Raw genomic sequence first — 18,135 nt, 5'->3', positions numbered from 1 at the left:
GCTTGTCATCCTATTCCTGGCCGAAGCGTGCGGTGACGAAACGATCTCGGCGCGTCAGGTCCTGGTGGATGCGGACGTCGCGCCAGCCGTTGTCCTCGGGGAAGATCAGATAGACGGAACGGCCCTGCTCGTCGGCATGCTCGACGGCGACGAGGCCGCCGGGGCGCAGAAGCCGGCGCGCGGTGGCCTCGACGGCGCGGACCTCGTGGAGGCCGTCGGCGCTGGAGCCGTACAGGGCGCGGGCGGGATCGTAGTCACGCACCTCGGGGTCGCGCGGGACGGCGCCCGGCGGGATGTAGGGCGGGTTGGAGACCACCAGGTCGACCTGGCCGTTGAGCTCGGGAAGGCAGTCGGCGAGGTCTTCGGGGTGGAGCGTGACCCGGCCCTGGCCGTGCTCGGAGATGTTGCGCTTGGCCCAGCCGTAGGCGTCGGGGTCCACCTCGACGGCGTGCACCTGGGCCAGTGCGACCTCCTGCGCGATGGACAGCGCGATCGCGCCCGAGCCGGTGCCCAGATCGACGACGACGGGAGAGGCGACGTCCATCTCGTCGAGCCGCTCGATGGCCCATCCGGCGACGACCTCGGTCTCCGGCCTCGGGACGAAGACGCCCGGCCCGACGTCCAGCGACAGGTAGCGGAAGTAGGCCCGGCCGGTGATGTGCTGGAGCGGCTCCCGGGACTCGCGGCGGGCGACGCCCTCCCAGAACAGCGCGTCGAAATCGGCGTCCTTGACGGTGTGGAGCTCCGCCCGCCGCACACCGTGGACGAATGCCGCGATCTCCTCCGCATCGGTGCGTGGAGAAGGAACCCCGGCCTCGGCCAGCCGGGCGGTCGCGAGCGCGATCTCGTCGAGCAGAAAGGTCATGGCAAGCCTAGGAATGGGCGGCGAGCTTCTCCGCCATCTCGGCATCGGTCAATGCCTGGATGACAGCGGACAGGTCGCCGTCCAGGACCTGATCGAGGTTATACGCCTTGAAGCCGACGCGGTGGTCGGAGATGCGATTCTCAGGGAAGTTGTAGGTGCGGATGCGCTCGGAGCGGTCGACCGTGCGCACTTGGGACTTGCGGTCGGCGGCGGCGGCGGCCTGCGCCTCCTCCTGGGCGATGGACAGGAGCCGGGCGCGCAGGATGCGCAGCGCGGACTCCTTGTTCTGGAGCTGGCTCTTCTCGTTCTGGCAGGAGACGACCACACCGGTCGGGAGGTGGGTGATCCGCACCGCCGAGTCGGTGGTGTTGACGCTCTGGCCACCGGGCCCGGAGCTGCGGAAGACGTCGATGCGCAGGTCATTGGGGTCGATCTGCACGTCGACCTCCTCGGCCTCCGCGTAGACCAGCACACCCGCGGCCGAGGTGTGGATGCGCCCCTGCGACTCGGTGACGGGCACGCGCTGCACGCGGTGCACCCCGCCCTCGTATTTGAGCCGGGCCCACACGCCGTCGGCGCCCTTGCCCTTGATCGCGACCGTCACGTCCTTGTAGCCGCCGAGGTCGGAGTGCTGGGCGTCGATGACCTCGGTCTTCCAGCCGATGCGCTCGGCGTAGCGGAGATACATGCGCAGCAGGTCTCCGGCGAACAGCGCCGACTCCTCTCCGCCCTCACCCGCCTTGATCTCCATGATGATGTCCTTGTCATCGTTGGGATCGCGCGGGATGAGCAGATGGCGCAGCTTCTCCTCGAGCACGGGGATGCGCGCGGCGAGCTCTGCGGCCTCGTCGGCGAAGGCGGGGTCCTCGGTGGCCAGTTCCTTGGCCGCCGCGAGGTCCTCGCGGACGCCCGACAGCTCGCGATAGGTGGCGACGATCGGGGTCAGCTCCGCGTAGCGCCGCCCCAGGGAACGGGCCTTGTTCTGGTCGGCGTGCACGCCGGGATCGGCCAGTTTGAGTTCGAGCTCGGTGTGTTCAGTCAGCAGCTCGTCGAGATTCACCCTGCGTCCCTCCCGTGCGGAAAATGCCCCTCATCACCAAGAACGCCGACCCGGCGCACCCGCGCTCTGCGGGGGTGGATCCGGGTCGGCGCCTGAAGCGAGCTACTTGCTCTCGGCCTTCTTGCCGAAGCGCTTCTCGAAGCGGGCCACCCGGCCGCCGGTGTCGAGGATCTTCTGCTTGCCCGTGTAGAACGGGTGGCAAGCGGAGCAGACCTCGGTGCGGATGGCGCCGCTCTTGGCGGTGCTGCGGGTGGTGAAGGAGTTGCCGCAGGTGCAGGTCACCTGCGTCACCACGTAATCGGGGTGGATGTCGCGCTTCATGACTGAGGTTTCCTCTCGACGTCGCGGTCGCCGGGTCGCCCGCGCCCTCCACTGCCAGGCCGTGGGGCCGCCGGGGGCGAACCCCCGATCGTGGCCGGCGGGCGGGAACCGGTCCCGCTGCGGTTCGGCTACCAGTGTGCCAGACGGTTGAACCATCCCAGGCCACGGAGCATTCCCTACACACATTCCCGCGAACGTGTAGCGCCATCACTGCGGTCACACTAGGCTCCGGTGCCCAAACCGTAACATCCCATCACTTAGTTGATGTAAGGGGCAAGACATCATGAAGAGGGGCACACGGTTACTGCTCGCCGCCGCGACGGGCGCAGCCGTGCTCGCAGGCGGTCTCGCCTCCACCGTCGCGCCGGCCACCGCAGCGGCCAAATGCGTCGGCGGGACGGATATCACCAAGCTTGAGGTCAAGGACGCCTTCGTCCCGCACAAGACCGAGAACACCGTGACCGTCACCGCGACAGTGCGGAATCTGTGGAAGAAGGACGGCGACAACTGGCTCAAGGGCGCCGGCGACAAGGCCGTCCCGGACCTCACCGCGTTGGCGGCCGAGATCACCAAGGCGGGCGCCGCCGCGCCGGTGAAGCTCACCGACTTCAAGCTGCCCGAGCCGCCGACCATCACCGACGCCAACAAGGGGACCGCCTCCGTCGGCGTCGCCGAGGTCACCACCACCTTCAAAATCACGAAGGATGACAAGGACGGCAAGTGGGTCCTCAAGGTCGCCCCCACCCGCGGGGGCTCCGCCTCGGGCGCCTGCGACGAGGAGATCACCGTCGACCCGGTCATCGCGGTCGCCGCCGCGAAGGTCTCCCCCGACCCCGTGGCGGTCCGCACCGGCCGGGACACCAAGGTCAGTGTGAAGGCCGAGGTCAAGGGCGTGCGCAAGGACGCCGGCAAGGTGACCGGCCGCCTGGTGAGCGACGACTCCGACGAGTGGTACGACGTCGGTGAGCTGACGAACCGCGACAACGACGGTATCTACCGCGGCTCGGTCTACTTCGACGGCACGACCACCACCGGCGACTGGACCCTGGAGGTCACCGCCAAGCGCGGCGACGACAGCGTCAAGGGCACCAGGGGCTTCACCGTCGTCCGCGGGTCGGCGGGCAAGGTAAGCTCCTCGATCGTCTTCAAGGTGACGCCGCGCTCGGTGAAGAAGAGCAGGCTCGCCAAGGCCTACGTCAGGGTGTCGGGCACGGTCTACCGCAGCGACTCCCCCTGGAGGAACAAGCTGGTCAGCGTCTACCACAAGCGCAAGGGCGCCGACTGGAAGCTGATCACGACCACGGGCACGAAAGGCTCGGGCGAGTTCAGCAAGAAGGTCAAGGCCAGGGTCGGGCACTACCGCGTGAAGGTCATCGGCACGAGCCGCACCTACGGTAAGACCTCTCGCGCCGTCTACGTCGGCGTTCGATGACACCGAGGCCGGCACGGGTGTCGTGGGGCACCGCGTGCCGGTCCGCCGGTGACATGACGTCGCGCTGAGCGGTCGCCGCGCGCCGCGGCGACCGCAGGCCACCTGTACGGCGGGAGCCCGCACCCCGGGCTCCCGCCGTACCGCTCTCTCCGGCTTCTCCGGCTTCTCGGCTTACTCCGCCGTCTCCGCTTTCTCCGCGGAACTCCAGGTGGGAAGGCCGCGCCCGTCAGCGGCCCAGGAAGGTCAGGACGGCGAGCACCCGGCGGTGGTCGTCCGCGGCCGGTTCGAGACCGAACTTGGTGAAGATCCCGGAGATGTGCTTCTCCACCGCTCCCTCGGACACGCCGAGACGCGCGGCGATGGCCGTGTTGGACCGTCCCTCCGCCATGAGAGCGAGCACGTCGCGCTCCCGCGCGGTGAGCAGGTGGAGCGGGTCCTCCCGGGTGCGCCGGCTCAGCAGCTGGACGACGACCTCGGGGTCGATGACGGTGCCTCCCGCGGCGACCCGGCGCATCGCGTCGAGGAAGTCGGCGACGTCGGCGACGCGCTCCTTCAGCAGGTAGCCCATCGCCGCCGAGCCGCCGCTGAGCAGCTCGGTGGCGTAGCTCTCCTCGACGTACTGCGACAGCACCAGGATCGGCAGCCCCGGCTGCCCGGCGCGGGCTTCGAGCGCCGCGCGCAGCCCCTCGTCGGTGTGGGTCGGCGGCATGCGGACGTCCACCAAGGCGAGGTCGGGCCGCTGATCGTGAACGGCTCTCACCAGGCCGGGCCCGTCGCCGACGACGGCGACCGTCTCGATGCCCCCGTCGGCGAGGAGGCGCACGAGCCCTTCGCGTAACAGCACCGAATCCTCGGCGATCACGACACGCACATCGCCAGACTAGCCCCGGCGGCGCCACCGTCGCGGTGTTACCGGTCGCGGTGTTACCACTGGCAGGGAAGCCGGGCTTCGACGAGCGTGGGACCGCCGGGCGGGCTCGACACGGTGAGGATGCCGTCGATGGTGGCGGCCCGGTCCGCGAGTCCGGCGAGTCCGCCTCTCTCCTGCGCCGCCGCGCCGCCGACGCCGTTGTCGCGGATCTCGACGACGACCTGTTCACCGTCCCGGCCGACGAGGATCGACGCCTCCGTCGCCCGCGAATGCTTGGCGATGTTGGTGAGGCATTCGGCGACGATGAAGTAGGCGATGCTCTCGACGGCGGCGGGCGGGCGTTCGACGATGTCGACGGTGACGTCGACGTGGACGGGCGCGCGGGCGGCGAGCGCCGACAGCGCCGCGTCGAGTCCCCGGTCGGTGAGGATCGCGGGGTAGATGCCCCGGGCCAGGTCGCGGAGTTCGGCGATGGCGGCCTTGGCGCCGAGGTGGGCCTGGGCGACGAGTTCCCAGGCGGCCTGCGGGTCGTCCGCCATCTTCTCCTGGGCGCGGCCGAGGTCCATGGCCACGGTCAGCAGGCGCTGCTGGGCGCCGTCGTGAAGGTCGCGCTCGATTCTGCGCCTCTCGGTCTCGGTGGCGTCGACGCCGCGGGCCCGGCTGACCTTGAGGTGTTCGGCGCGTTCGGCGAACTGGGCCTGGTCAGGGCCGAGGAGGGCCTGGCCGAGCGTGGTGTGGAGCCAGGCCATGCCGCGCACGCCGTACACCGTCAACGCCAGCACCGCGATCCCCGCGGGCACCGCCACGAGCGCCTCGGTCCACGAGTCGATGACGACGCCGCTGAAAAGGGTGACCTTGTTGTGGAACACGATGAACAGCGGTGCTCCGATGAGCCCGACGACGCACCCCCAGAGCACGAGGGACACGACCGTCTCCACCAGGCCGAGCGGCAGCAGGAGCAGCAGGTAGCCGAGATCGCGCCAGGTGGCCGGGTCGCCGAGCATCCAGGCCGCCCACCGCAGAACGCCCCGCCCTTGAGGTCTGGGGCGGTACGGCGAGGCGATGCGCATGCCGAACGCGAGCCTGATCAGGTGCCGGTGGAGGGTCGCGGCGAGGCGCCACAGGAGCATGACGGCGAGGGCGAGCGGCACCCCGACCCAGATGACGATCAGCGGCAGCGACAGCGACAGCCCGGCCGCCAGGAACACGAACCAGGTGAGCCCGAAAGCGAGTCCGACCACCAGGTACGATGCCGCCCGCCATGTCGCCGGATCGACGAGCAGGCCGAGCGGCCCGTTCGGTCCGAGCGGCACCCTGGCCCGTAGTGGCGGTTGACCGGCCACCGCCGTGTCGGCAGTCATGCGTCCACTCCCTCGTCTGCCGATGGGACTTCACCGATGAGGCTTCAGCGATGAGACGTATGCTCCGCCCGGCTGGGGCCCGGTGTGCGGCTGTTGTCCGGGAAACACGGTGGAAGGGGAGCGGACGGGCATCCTCGACCTAGGAATAACCCAACTGCTGGTAGATCACACGCGGGAATCGTTTACCGTTCGCGGCCTGAACGACGCCAGGGCGGACCGCGGGTCGCGGTCCGCCCTGGCGTCGTGCCGTCGGTCAGTCGCGGTCGGAGCTCACCGTGGTCTTCTGGACCTGGAGCAGGAACTCCGCGTTGGACTTGGTCTCCTTCATCTTCTCAAGGAGCAGCTCCAGCGCCTGCTGCATGTCGAGCGCGTGCAGCACCCGGCGCAGCTTCCAGACGATCTGCAGCTCGTCCTTGGACATGAGGATCTCTTCCTTGCGCGTGCCGGACGCGTCGACGTCGACCGCGGGGAAGATGCGCTTGTCGGCGAGGGACCGGTTGAGCTTCAGCTCGGCGTTGCCGGTGCCCTTGAACTCCTCGAAGATGACCTCGTCCATCTTGGAGCCGGTCTCGACGAGGGCCGTGGCGAGGATGGTCAGCGAGCCGCCGTTCTCGATGTTGCGCGCGGCGCCGAAGAAGCGCTTCGGCGGGTAGAGCGCGGTCGAGTCGACACCACCGGAGAGGATGCGGCCCGAGGCGGGAGCGGCCAGGTTGTAGGCGCGGCCGAGACGGGTGATCGAGTCCAGCAGCACGACGACGTCGTGTCCGAGCTCCACGAGGCGCTTGGCGCGCTCGATGGCGAGCTCGGCGACCGTGGTGTGGTCCTCGGCGGGACGGTCGAAGGTCGAGTGGATGACCTCGCCCTTGACCGACCGCTGCATGTCGGTGACCTCTTCCGGACGCTCGTCCACGAGGACGACCATCAGGTGGCACTCGGGGTTGTTCCGGGTGATCGCGTTGGCGATGGCCTGCAGCACCATCGTCTTACCGGCCTTGGGCGGGGAGACGATCAGTCCGCGCTGGCCCTTGCCGATCGGCGACACGAGGTCGATGATGCGCGTGGTGAGGATGTTGGGCTCGGTCTCAAGCCGCAGCCGCTCCTGCGGGTAGAGCGGGGTGAGCTTGTTGAAGTCGGGCCGGTTGCGCCCCTGGTCGGGGTCCATGCCGTTGACCGTGTCGAGGCGGACCAGCGCGTTGAACTTCTCGCGCCGCTCGCCGTCGCGCGGCTGGCGCACCGCGCCGGTGATGACGTCGCCCTTGCGGAGCCCGTGCCTGCGGATCTGTGCCAGCGAGACGTAGACGTCGTTGGCGCCGGGCAGGTAGCCGCTGGTGCGCACGAAGGCGTAGTTGTCGAGGATGTCGAGGATGCCGGCGATCGGGATGAGGACGTCGTCCTCGGCGATCATCGGCTCGTTGTCGGAGAAGCGGTCGCGCCCGCGGCGGTTGCGCTCCCTGAACCTGCCGCGCCGGCCCCGGCGGTCGTCGTCCTGCTCGCCGCGGCCTTGGTCGCGGCCCTGACCGCGGTCGCCGATGTCGGCGGCGCGCTGGTCGGTACGGCTGTCGCCGCGGTCGCGGCGGTCGCCACGCTCGGACCTGTCGGCGCGGTCGCCCCGCTCGGCGCGGTCGCCGCGGTCGGCACGGTCGCCGCGGTCGGCACGGTCACCGCGCTCGCCGCGGTCCGCACGGTCGCCGCGGTCGCCGCGGTCGCCCCGGTCACCGCGCTCGCCGCGGTCCGCACGGTCGCCGCGGTCGCGGCTGCGGCGCTCGCGACGGCCGTCGCCGCGCTCGGACCTCGACTCGCTGTGCGGGGTCTCCCGCTGCTCGGCGACCGGCTCGGCGACGAGCGCCACGGGCTCGGCGGCGACGGGCTCGGCCACCGGCTCGGCGACGGCGCGGGTGCGCTCACGACGGGTGCGCGTCGGCCGCTCCCGCTCGGGCGCGGCGGGCGCGGACGCGGCGGGCTCGGCCTTGGCGCTCGCGACCGGGGCCGCGGCGGTGGTCTCGCTGGAGGAGCGCTCGGTGCCGACGGCCGTGCCGCCGTCGCCGGTAACACCCTGCTTCTCCTGGATCGCGGCGATGAGCTGGCTCTTACGCATGCGCCCGGTCCCGCTGATGCCGAGGCCGGAGGCCATCGCCTGCAGCTCGGGCAGCACCATGGCCGACAGCCCGGTGCCGGAGCGACGGCGCCTGGTCGCGCGTGCAGGGGTGTCACCGGCTGCCGGCTGCGTGGCTGCGCCGGTGTCGGAGAGGAGTTCTGTGGTGTCGCTCAACTAAGGGTCCTTCCCAGGGGTCGGGCGCCGGATGTGATCAGTCAGACGTCCCGTTGATGCGACCCGGCGGGACAGACCGGGTCGGACTGGACGAATTTCGGAGGTGCGACCGTGCTGCTCGGCCGTCCCGCAGGACGGTCGTCACAGTCAGGAACAGGTGCGTTCATGGGATCACCGTCGAGATTCGCCAGCGGTGGGGGTCCGGAGGTTGCCCCCCGGGGTGGTACCGCCAACCAGATGTCGAAAGACTCGAACGCGCAAGTCCCCTCAAACGCCGGCTCTCGCCGCGCCAACCGGATGTGGGCCAACCGGAGGCAATGAACTCAGGGAGACCGCCGTGACGCACGGTGCAGCGATGTGAAGCTGACCAGCACGCACCCAGCAAGGGGGCATCTGATGCGGCTATCAGCCTAACATCACCAGCGCACACAGCTATTCCCTGAAGGTCTATGAGGATCAGCGTGTCTCGGGAGACCGAACGTGCGAACCTGCATTTTCGACGTCCAGTGGCTGGATGTGCCAGGGAGTACCCACTACAGACGCGATCAAATCCTGCGAATTCGGAGACGAAAACGCGAGGACCGTCGGACCCGCCCCCGAGACGACCGCCGGGACACCCATCGCGCGCAGACGTTTTACCAGATTTAGAGTGTCCGGCATCGCAGGCGCGCGGTAATCCTGGTGCAGCCGGTCCTCTGTGGCGGCCAGCAGCAGATCACTCCTCGGTTCCCGCAGCAGCGCGGCGACCAGCAACGCGGCCCTGCCCGCGTTGGCCGCGGCGTCGCCGTGGGGCACCTTGTCGGGCAGCAGACCCCGCGCGACCTCGGTGGACAGCCGCTCCTGCGGGATGATCACCACCGGCCGGTGGCCGGGGTGCGGGACCAGTTTCTCGACGCGCGGCATGCCCGAACTCTCGGTCCAGGCGACGGTGAGCCCTCCGAACAGGCAGGGCGCGACGTTGTCGGGATGGCCCTCCATCTCGGTGGCCAGCGCGAAGACCTCGTCGTCGGTCAGCCGCGGGGCGGCGAGCGCCCGCGCGGCCAGGATGCCGGCGCAGATCGCGGCCGAGGAGGAGCCGAGGCCGCGGGCGTGCGGAATGCGGTTGACGCATCGGAGCCGGATGCCCGCAGGGCGCTCGACGCCGACCCGGGCGAACGTGGCGGACATCGCACGCACGATGAGGTGGCCCTCGCCGAGGTCCAGGTCGCCCGCCCCCTCGCCCTCGACCTCCACCTCGACGCCGCCGCTCCCGGAGACGGTGACCTCGACGTCGTCGTGGAGCGTGAGCGCCAGTCCCAGCGAATCGAAGCCGGGGCCCAGGTTGGCGGATGTGGCGGGCACGCGAACGACGACGGTTGTGCTGTCGGGCATTGTCCCCTCAGAAAAAATCACGTCGAACGATGGGAATCACTCTGGAACGAATGAACTGGATGAACTGGATGAACTTGGTGAAACTGACCCGCTGACAAGCGGGTGGACGGGTGAACGGCCGTGCCGTTCACCCGTGAACGGCCGCGCCGACTCAGGCGAGTTCGAGCGCGACGGCCGCCGCGTGGGCGTCGATCGGGATCGTCACCGGGGACGGCGCACCTGAGATGGCCCAGTCGGGGTCCTTCAGTCCGTTGCCGGTCACCGTGCACACCACCCGCAGGCCCGAGGGGAGCGCCCCCTGCTCACGGGCCTGGAGCAGGCCGGCGACGCTCGCGGCCGAGGCGAGCTCGACGAACACGCCCTCCTCCTGCGCGAGCAGCTTGTAGGCCGCGGCGATCTGGCGGTCGGTGACGGCCTGGATGTCCCCGCCGGACTCGTCACGCGCCGCCTCGGCGAGGCCCCACGAGGCCGGGTTGCCGATGCGGATCGCGGTGGCGATCGTCTGGGGGTGCGTCACGGGTGCGCCGCCCACGATGGGGGCCGCCCCGCTGGCCTGGAAGCCGAACATGCGGGGGGCGCGGGTCGCCGTCCCGTCGCTCTCGTATTCGCGGTAGCCCATCCAGTACGCCGAGATGTTGCCCGCGTTGCCGACGGGGATGCAGTGCACGTCGGGCGCGTCGCCGAGCGCGTCGACGATCTCGAAGGCCGCGGTCTTCTGCCCCTGCAGGCGGTAGGGGTTGACGGAGTTGACCAGGGCGATCGGGTAGTTCTCCGACAGCTTCCTCGTCATCTCCAGACAGTCGTCGAAGGAGCCCTCGACCTGGAGGAGCCTCGCCCCGTGCACGAGCGCCTGGGCCAGCTTGCCCATCGCGATCTTGCCTCGGGGCACGAGCACCGCGCAGGTGAGGCCGGCCCGGACCGCGTAGGCGGCGGCCGAGGCGCTGGTGTTGCCGGTGGAGGCGCAGATGACGGCCTTGGCGCCCTCTTCCACGGCCTTGCTGATGGCCATGGTCATGCCGCGGTCCTTGAAACTGCCGGTGGGGTTGGCGCCCTCTACTTTGAGATGGACGTCACAGCCGGTCAACGCGGACACCCTGCGTGCGGGGAGCAGCGGTGTGCCCCCCTCCAGAAGGGTGACCACCGGCGTCGTCGTGCTCACAGGAAGCCGGTCACGGTATTCCTCGATGAGGCCACGCCACGCCCTGGTCATGATCGCTCCTTTTGCGCCCGGCTCTCTGCGGAGGTCGTCGGCGCGCTACTGCTGCGTTTGCGGTCAGAGTCTACGGCCATCGGCAGCACCCCGTGGGAAACAGGTTTGGCGGGCGCTCTCCTCCACCCGCTCATCGTTACCGCGCGCTGCGCCAATCGGTGAATAGTCTTTGACTGGGAAAGGTCACCATCAATCTGTACGGTCACCGCAAATACCACGGAATCCGGCTTATCAGCAGAGGAGAAACTTGATCATGACGGGTGGAGTGAGCACCCCCACCTCGCCGTCCTCCCCGCCCTACGAGCCCCGGGACCGGCCACTGATCAAGCACAACGACTACTCCCCGCTCTCCCCGCCGGCGATCGGCGCACGGACCCCCTCGCGCACGGTCAGCGTGGTGATTCCCGCACATTCCGGGCAGAACAGGCTCGATACGACCCTGGCCGCCCTCACCGCCCAGACCTATCCCGCGCATCTCATGGAGGTCATCGTCGTCGATGACGGCAGCACGCCACCCCTGCGCCTCCCCGAGATCAGGCCCGAGGGCACCCGCATCGTCGCCGCGGAGAACGGCGGATGGGGCATCGCCCACGCGGTCAACACCGGCGTCCGCGCCGCCGACGGCGAACTGATACAGCGTCTCGACGCGGACATGGTCATCTGCCGCGAACACATCGAGGCGCTGGCCCGATGGCACCACGAGACGGACTATCTCGTGACCATCGGCATGAAGAGCTTTACCAACGCCATGCCGCCATCGCCCGAGGACGTCCACGACGCGGTCAGCATGGGGACGCTCTCCACGCTGTTCCCCGCCGACACCCTCGTGCCCAGCTCCACCACCGCCACCATCGCCCGCCTCGACGGCCTGCGTGCCAGCCGCAACCCCTACCACGTGTGCACGGGGCCCACGGTGTCGCTCAGGAAGGACGTGTTCGAGGCGGTGGGCGGCCTCGACCCGCGCGTGCTCCGCGGCGAGGACACCGAGTTCGCCTACCGGCTGGCCATGCACGGGGTCGTGTTCGTCCCCGACGAGGCCGCCGAGGCCGTCCACCTCGGCCTGCCCGCGCAGCGGCTCGCGCCCGAGCGCGCGGTCCGGGCGGTCGAGCCGTACCTCGCCCACCGGGTGCCACTCCGCCGGGATTTGCGCAAGGCGCCGGGACGGCGGTGGCTCGTGCCGTACGTGGAGATCGTGTTCGAGGTGGGGGACGCGGCGGAGGACACCGTGCGCGAGGCGGTGGGGGCAGCGCTGACCGGGTCGCTCCAGGATGTGGTCGTGACGCTGGTGGCTCCCTGGTCGGCGCTCCCGGAGGGCCGCCGTCCGGTGCTCACCGACCCCTCGTTCGACCTGCACGTGATGCGGGAGCATTTCGCCCACGACGAGCGGGTGCGCCTGCGGGACGAGGCGGCGCCGACTCCCGCGCCCGTGCCGTACAGGTATGTCGGTCCTCTCGACGTCCCGCCGGCGGCGGGGACGCTGGAGAAGATGATCGCGACCGTGCAGAAGGAACGGCCCGGTGTGCTCGTCGTCGACCTGCCGGACGGGCGTACGGCACGGCTGGAGCGCACCGAGGCCCTCGGCCGCGCCCTGCTTCTCGCGGGCCCCGGCCGGGACCGGCACGAGGTGATCCGCGCCACGCACGGCGTACGGCACGGCGCGATGCAGGACTACTGGCCCGCCCGGGCCTCCACGCCGGCCGCTCCCGCGACAGCCGCCCCGACGTCGGAAGCCTCCACGACCGGCGGTCGCGGCGGCTCGGTAGGCTCCGCGCCCAGTGCGGCGCCGGACACCGCCGCCCCCGCCTCGCGGTCCGCCCCCCAGTCCGCGCCGCGGCGGACCGGGTCCTCGACCCCCGCCTCCAGCAGGTCCGGCGGCTGGCTGGACAGGGCGCGCGAGGCGATGCGGCGGCTCTGAAGCGCGCCCCGCGCACCTGGAGCCCCCTCGCGCTGGACCGAGCCCCCTCGCGCTGGACCGCCCCTGACGCGGCTCAGCGGTCGGCTCAGGGGCTCAGCGGCTCAGCTACTCGCGTGCGCAGGAGCGGGCGCGGCGTCCGAGTCGGCGTGGGGTCGTACGCGGCGGCGGACGACCAGGCCGAAGGCCACCACCATGAGTCCGAGTGTGCCCGAGATCACGAAGGGCGCGGCCGGGCGCCACAGGTCGTACAGGAGTCCTCCGAGGGCGGACACCGTGAGGATGCCCGCCGCGCCGCACAAGGTCTGCACGCCGAACGCCGAGGCGCGGACGTCGGCGGGGGCCTGCTGGGCCAGGAGCGGGCCGACGGTGACGATGCCGGCGATCTCGCCGACCCCCACCAGTACGGCGACGATCAGCATGCCCGACCCGAGCGGGTCACTGACCAGCAGGGTGGACAGGTAGGAGAGCGCGGCGACGGTCTGGGCGAGGATGACGACGTTCTGGCGCTGCATGCGGTCGCCGAGCCAGCCGAAGAACGGTGCGGCCAGCAACGCCGCCGTCTGCGCGATACCGACGATCATGCCTCCGCGCGCGAGCGCCTCCACCGCGGACATCCCCCGCTCGTTGACGGCGTAGTCCTGAACCCAGAGCGTCATGAATCCCGCGATCACGGCGAGGTCGGCGCGGGCGACGAAGGCGGCGGCGTAGGAGAGGGCGACGCCGGGGTCCTTCGCCAGCGCGATGCCCTCGGCCACCAGCTTGTGCAGCGGGATGCGGGGCGCCTTCGCGCTGACCGCGGCCTTGGACATGATCCGCCACACCAGCAGGCCGACGACCAGCAGCCCCGCGGCGACGGCGCCGAAGGTGACCCTGGCCGCGGTGACCGGGGACATGCCACCGGCTTCGAGGCTCTGGGGGATGCGCACGAGGCCGAGGACGGCGACGAGCGCGCCGAGGCCGCTCAAGACGCCGATGAGGCCGTAGGACTTCCCGCGCGACCGGTCACGCACATAGTCGATGGCGACGGTGGACAGCATGGTCGTGAGGGCGGCGACGCCGAGGGCGAACACGACGCGCAGCGCGACCAGCACCGTGTCGTTTCCGGCGAACGGGAACAGGGCGACCCCGAGTGCGCACAGGGTGAAACCCGCCAGGACCACGGGCCTGCGGCCGTACCGGTCGGCGAGCGCGCCGTACCACGCCAGGCTGGCGATCATTGCGATCTCCGCGGCCACGCCGAGCAGGCCGACCATGCGGCCCTTCTCCTCCGAGGGCATGCCAAGCACCTCGGTGAGGATGAACGGCTGGGCCGAGGGGATGAACGAGATCACCATCGTGGAGAAGAAGGCCAGCGACAGGCAGGCCGTCAGGTTGATCCCGGTGACCCCGTCCGCGAGGTGGAGGCCGAGAAGCCGTCGCGGCCGAGTTACGGATGAATCCGGCATAAAGCTGATCATCCCAGGCGAGAGATCATATCTCCAGGCTCGATTTTATATCACTTAATATCACCCGAATCGCCCCAAGGGAGCTAAGATCACCGGAATCACGTAGTCCTATGCCCGAAGGGCGGCACAGGTGACCGAGCAGGGGCCGTCAGGAGTCAACACGCGCATTCCCAACGTGGCGCGCATGTACGACTACTACCTTGGAGGAAAAGACAACTTCACGGCGGACCGGGAGGCCGCCGAGAAGGTGCTCGCCATCGTGCCGGAGGTCAGGTTCAGCACCCGCGAGAACCGCGCCTTCCTCGGCCGCTCGGTGCGCTTCATGGTCAACGCCGGCATCCGGCAGTTCCTCGACATCGGGACGGGTCTGCCCACTCTGCAGAACGTGCACCAGGTCGCCCAGGCGATAGAGCCGGAATCGCGGGTGGCCTATGTCGACAACGACCCCGTCGTAGGCGTGCACGGCCGCGCGATCCTCGCCCGCACCGAGAACGTGACCATGGTCGAGGGCGACCTGCGCCGCCCCCAGGAGATCCTCGACCAGCCGGCCGTGCGGCAGTTGATCGACTTCGACCGCCCCGTGGGCGTCATGCTTCTGGCGATCATGCACTTCATCTCGGACAAGGAGGATCCCATGAGCATCATCCAGACCTTGCGCGAGGCGATGGCACCCGGGAGCTACTTCGTTCTATCGCATGTCGCCATCGACGCGCGGCCCGCCGCCGCCCCCGGCGTCGAGCAGGTCTACAGCAAGGCGTCCAGCCCGTTCATCAGCAGGACGGGAGCCGAGATCAGCCGCTTCTTCGAGGGGTTCGAGCTGGAGGAACCGGGCGTGGTGAACTTGCCGGAGTGGCGCCCAGACCCCGGGAGTCACGTGCTTTATCGGGGCATAGGTTCGTATTTCCTCTGCGGTGTGGGCCGTCGCCTATAACGCCGACTCGTCACTGCGGCCCGCCACGGCGGTCCTTCCCGAGGCCGCATCCACCGGCCCAGGGCCGAGCCGAGCTTCACACGATCGCGCCCCCGCTTCCGGTGCCGCCCCCACTACCGGCACCGCCGCCACCGCCGCCGCCACCACTGCCACCACCGCCACTGCCGCGCCGGTCCGCCCTGACGGGGCGGCCCCGGCGCAGCGCCCGCTTGACCGATGTGGCGAACATCGCCCGCAGCCCCCGTTTGGAGGCGGCCAGCTCCCGCCGGAGCGTGGCCAGCTCGCGGCGCAGCTCCACGGCGCCCTTGCGCCACTTGGCGACGTCCTCGCGGTATTTCCCGGCCTCCTTACGCCACCGCGTCACCTGGGCGCGCAGCCGTTCGGTCTCCTTCTTGAGCCGCGCCACCTCCGCCTCCGCCTCGACACGGGCGCGAAAGGCGCTCCTGCGCCCGGTCATCGAGTGGTCCGGCTCCGCCCTGCTGAAGCCGTACGTCTCGGCGTCCACCCAGACCACCCCTGCCACGTCGTCGACGGCGTCGTCGAGGGGTTCCCCGGGCTCACGGACGAGGGCGGCCCTCGCGAACGACGACGTGCGTTCCAGCCTGGCGGCGAGCACACCGTCGCCGTCCTCGTCGAGCAGCACGCACACCAGGCCGTACCCTTCGCCCCCGGCCAGCTCCAGCAGCGTGGCGAGCGTGTCCTCCCCCGGCACCCACCCCGCGGGCAGGCGCAGCCGGTACGGGACCGCGCCCCCGCCCGACTCCCCCGGAACGAGGGCCCGGCCCGCGCCTTCTCCCCGCACCGCCCACGCACCCCCGCCGTCACCGCCGGCCGGGTGGGAGCCGGTTTCGGGGCGGGGCGCCAGCCGTACTCTGCCTTCGTGCGCGTAGTGGCCGCGCAGCAGCACGAGGTCGAGCCGCGGGTCGGCGAGGGGGGACCGGCGTTCGGGGGTGAGGGTGTCCCAGGGGCCGGTCAGCACGACGGCGACGTCGTTGACGGTCCCGGCGAGGACGGCGTCGACGGTGGCGCGCACGTTGTCGTAGTCGGCCTCCTCGGCGTCCACGACGACCTCGACGTAGGGCACTTTCCACTGCCTGGTGGGGTGCGACCGCAGCCAGCGGTAGGCGGGGACGCGGTCGGCGACGAGGGCGTGGCTGACCCGGTCGATCGGGGCTTTGCCGCGCATGCGCATGGTGGGGCCGAGGTGGTAGCCGCGGGCTTCGGGCTCGGGCACGAACACGGCGCCGACTTGAGCGAGCCGGTATCCGAGTTCGGTGTCCTGGCCGAGGATGAGGTCGGTGTCCATCGGCCCGGCGCGGTGGAGCAGGGCGGCGTTGACGGAGGAGGCGCCGCCGACGTGCAGGCTGAAGGCCCGGTGGGGGTCGCCGATGAGGCCGTCGGTGCGTTCGATGAGGTCGATGATCCAGGCGTGGGGTTCGGCGGGTTCGAACAGGGACGCCAGGTCCGTGCCGGCGATCTGCTCGGGCTGCGGGAGGGGGGCGTCGGTGAAGCGCAGGTAGGAGGTGACGACGAGATAGGGCGCGAGGTGGTGCCAGCGCATGTGCGCCTCGACCGCGTCGGCGGCGGGCACCACGTCGGAGTCGAGCCAGTGCACGATGTCGCCTGTAGCCTCGGCCAGCCCGGCGTTGCGAGCGTTGGCCCGCCCGGGGGCGCCGCAGATGATCAGCCGCGTGTTCGCGGGGCGGATCGGGGGCAGCCGCAGGGCGGGAGTGCTTCCGTTGTCGACGACCAGGACCTCGGTAAGCGCTTCGGGGTAGGTCTGGGCGGAGAGTCCGGCCAGGACCAGGTCGAGTTCGTGCTGGCCCCCGTAGGCGGGGATGACGATGCTCACCCGGAGTACCGGCTTCCAGGTGCCCAGGTCGGGAGGGTTGAGCACGGTGTACTGGTTGCCGGGGATGCGGGGGGTCACATCGTCTCCATGATCTGGCTGGGGCGGAAACCGTGCCACTGCCGGCTGCTCCGCCGCAGGAAATGGGCGAGGGGCAGCCGCCAGGTGTGGTCGCCGAGGGCGCGGCGCAGCACGTATCCGAGCCCGTGGGTGCGGTAGATCCGGCCTCCGGCCCTGCGTGCGGCGGCGAGTAGCCTGGCGTCCACGCCGCGCGGCTCGGGTTCGAACCCTCCGACCTCGCGCAGCATCGCCGTCTCCAGCATGATCGTGCCCCCGGCGACGTGGTCCGTCCAGACCTCGCTGGAGTAGTCGGTTCTGCGCACCGTGGTCACCAGGGGTTCGAGGTAGAAGAACTCCGGGGCGACGCCGACGACCTCGGTTCCGGAGTACTTCCGGGCCATGAGGAGGTCGGACAGATGCTCAGGGCTGTACCAGTCGTCGTCATCCCATTTCGCGATAATTCCAGCGTCGGCCTTGTCGGCGGCGCGGTTGAGCACCTCGCCGAAAGGCACCTCCCTGCCCGCCTCCACCACGGTGATCGGCAACCGGCACTCCGCGACGGCCCGCCTGACCGCGGCGTCCTCGACGGACGTCCCGTGCAACCCGAGCAGCACCTCGACCTCGACACCGCGCTGCCGTTCCATCTGGCGGAGCGCCGAGGCGAGCATGGCCGGCCGCATGCTCGACATGAGGACGCTCACCGCGGGATTCGTACGGCCGCCGCCCAGCGCGTGCCGCCGGAGCCGAATGCTGTGCTCCTCCCTGCGCAGATCCGTCAATGACCGCAGGGAGTCGTCCGGCCGCTCCGGGGGCGTCCACGCGGTGAGCAGGCCGGTGAGGACGGGTTCGGCCTGACGCGCCCACGCGGGCGCCTCGGCGGAGAACAATGGCACACCCGCCGAGGCGAGCGCCGTCAGCAGGGGGGACACGGGTGCGGGCCGATCGGGCCAGACCACTCTGAGGCCGGCTCTCCCTCTCAGCCCGGCTGCGAATGCCGCCGTCGCGGGCTCGGGCACCGGGGCGCCCGCGATCTCCGGCCGCCCGTCCGCCCAGCTCAGGTCCCCCGGGGGTTCGGAGGGGGTACGGAGGAATCCCTGCGGCGTCGGAGGGGTGTCGGGGGCGTCGGTCACCGAAGGGTCCTACAGCGATTCGAAGGAGAGGGGCACAGACAAACC

General features: G+C 70.5%; 14 protein-coding genes. 3 read left to right on the top strand and 11 right to left on the bottom strand.

The features are described 5' to 3' along the window. Positions 1–10: 10 nt before the first annotated feature. The 3 genes from prmC to rpmE form a co-directional block, all read right to left on the bottom strand. Complete coding sequence (gene prmC / locus BLQ73_RS06880; protein ID WP_093169439.1) at positions 11–865, bottom strand: peptide chain release factor N(5)-glutamine methyltransferase; 855 nt, start codon at positions 863–865, stop codon at positions 11–13. Positions 866–872: 7 nt separating this feature from the next. Beyond that, positions 873–1,925, bottom strand: a complete 1,053-nt coding sequence (gene prfA / locus BLQ73_RS06875) for a peptide chain release factor 1 (RefSeq protein ID WP_093169437.1) — start codon at positions 1,923–1,925, stop codon at positions 873–875. Positions 1,926–2,027: 102 nt separating this feature from the next. Next, entirely contained in the window at positions 2,028–2,246 is a 219-nt protein-coding gene (rpmE, locus tag BLQ73_RS06870) for a 50S ribosomal protein L31 (protein WP_093169434.1), read from the bottom strand. Between the two features lie 283 nt (positions 2,247–2,529). Here rpmE and BLQ73_RS06865 point away from each other — a divergent pair, with 283 nt between their 5' ends. After that, on the top strand, positions 2,530–3,678 hold the full coding sequence (locus BLQ73_RS06865) for a hypothetical protein (RefSeq protein WP_093169432.1): 1,149 nt from the start codon (positions 2,530–2,532) through the stop codon (positions 3,676–3,678). 226 nt (positions 3,679–3,904) lie between these two features. On the opposite strand, the gene BLQ73_RS06860 is transcribed toward BLQ73_RS06865, so the two are convergent. From BLQ73_RS06860 to thrC, 5 genes are all read right to left on the bottom strand, one after another. After that, on the bottom strand, positions 3,905–4,549 hold the full coding sequence (locus BLQ73_RS06860; RefSeq protein WP_093169430.1) for a response regulator transcription factor: 645 nt from the start codon (positions 4,547–4,549) through the stop codon (positions 3,905–3,907). Positions 4,550–4,602: 53 nt separating this feature from the next. Beyond that, positions 4,603–5,910, bottom strand: coding sequence for a sensor histidine kinase (locus tag BLQ73_RS06855; RefSeq protein WP_093169428.1), 1,308 nt, complete (start codon positions 5,908–5,910; stop codon positions 4,603–4,605). A gap of 253 nt (positions 5,911–6,163) precedes the next feature. Continuing rightward, the gene (gene rho, locus BLQ73_RS06850) at positions 6,164–8,179 is read right to left on the bottom strand and encodes a transcription termination factor Rho (RefSeq protein WP_093169426.1); all 2,016 of its coding nucleotides are present in this window, start codon (positions 8,177–8,179) and stop codon (positions 6,164–6,166) included. 456 nt (positions 8,180–8,635) lie between these two features. Further along, positions 8,636–9,550 carry a homoserine kinase gene (gene thrB / locus BLQ73_RS06845; RefSeq protein ID WP_093169424.1) on the bottom strand — a complete coding sequence of 305 codons (915 nt, stop codon included), beginning with the start codon at positions 9,548–9,550 and terminating at the stop codon, positions 8,636–8,638. 151 nt (positions 9,551–9,701) lie between these two features. Further along, positions 9,702–10,760, bottom strand: a complete 1,059-nt coding sequence (thrC, locus tag BLQ73_RS06840) for a threonine synthase (protein WP_093169422.1) — start codon at positions 10,758–10,760, stop codon at positions 9,702–9,704. A gap of 253 nt (positions 10,761–11,013) precedes the next feature. Between thrC and BLQ73_RS34485 the strand changes: the two genes are divergently transcribed. Then, entirely contained in the window at positions 11,014–12,675 is a 1,662-nt protein-coding gene (locus BLQ73_RS34485) for a glycosyltransferase family 2 protein (protein WP_093169420.1), read from the top strand. Between the two features lie 101 nt (positions 12,676–12,776). Here BLQ73_RS34485 and BLQ73_RS06830 read toward each other — a convergent pair whose 3' ends face one another. Beyond that, entirely contained in the window at positions 12,777–14,120 is a 1,344-nt protein-coding gene (locus BLQ73_RS06830; RefSeq protein ID WP_176955312.1) for an MFS transporter, read from the bottom strand. A gap of 130 nt (positions 14,121–14,250) precedes the next feature. Here BLQ73_RS06830 and BLQ73_RS06825 point away from each other — a divergent pair, with 130 nt between their 5' ends. Next, the gene (locus tag BLQ73_RS06825) at positions 14,251–15,051 is read left to right on the top strand and encodes an SAM-dependent methyltransferase (RefSeq protein WP_093169414.1); all 801 of its coding nucleotides are present in this window, start codon (positions 14,251–14,253) and stop codon (positions 15,049–15,051) included. 76 nt (positions 15,052–15,127) lie between these two features. On the opposite strand, the gene BLQ73_RS06820 is transcribed toward BLQ73_RS06825, so the two are convergent. After that, on the bottom strand, positions 15,128–16,981 hold the full coding sequence (locus tag BLQ73_RS06820) for a glycosyltransferase family 2 protein (protein WP_093169412.1): 1,854 nt from the start codon (positions 16,979–16,981) through the stop codon (positions 15,128–15,130). Next, on the bottom strand, positions 16,978–18,090 hold the full coding sequence (locus tag BLQ73_RS06815) for a glycosyltransferase family protein (protein ID WP_093169410.1): 1,113 nt from the start codon (positions 18,088–18,090) through the stop codon (positions 16,978–16,980). The genes BLQ73_RS06820 and BLQ73_RS06815 overlap by 4 nt, the downstream gene beginning before the upstream one ends. Positions 18,091–18,135 lie beyond the last annotated feature (45 nt).

The organism is Sinosporangium album (genome assembly GCF_900100605.1).
Lineage (GTDB): Bacteria > Actinomycetota > Actinomycetes > Streptosporangiales > Streptosporangiaceae > Sinosporangium > Sinosporangium album.
Note: the sequence above shows the minus strand (reverse complement) of the source record. Positions and strands in the feature narration are given on the sequence as shown.

Excerpts from the sequence above, each read along its gene's own strand:
- thrC (WP_093169422.1), bottom strand. The coding sequence starts at position 10,760 with ATGACCAGGGCGTGGCGTGGCCTCATCGAGGAATACCGTGACCGGCTT.
- prmC (WP_093169439.1), bottom strand. The coding sequence starts at position 865 with ATGACCTTTCTGCTCGACGAGATCGCGCTCGCGACCGCCCGGCTGGCC.
- BLQ73_RS06830 (WP_176955312.1), bottom strand. The coding sequence starts at position 14,120 with ATGCCGGATTCATCCGTAACTCGGCCGCGACGGCTTCTCGGCCTCCAC.
- thrB (WP_093169424.1), bottom strand. The coding sequence starts at position 9,550 with ATGCCCGACAGCACAACCGTCGTCGTTCGCGTGCCCGCCACATCCGCC.
- BLQ73_RS34485 (WP_093169420.1), top strand. The coding sequence starts at position 11,014 with ATGACGGGTGGAGTGAGCACCCCCACCTCGCCGTCCTCCCCGCCCTAC.
- BLQ73_RS06855 (WP_093169428.1), bottom strand. The coding sequence starts at position 5,910 with ATGACTGCCGACACGGCGGTGGCCGGTCAACCGCCACTACGGGCCAGG.
- BLQ73_RS06865 (WP_093169432.1), top strand. The coding sequence starts at position 2,530 with ATGAAGAGGGGCACACGGTTACTGCTCGCCGCCGCGACGGGCGCAGCC.
- rpmE (WP_093169434.1), bottom strand. The coding sequence starts at position 2,246 with ATGAAGCGCGACATCCACCCCGATTACGTGGTGACGCAGGTGACCTGC.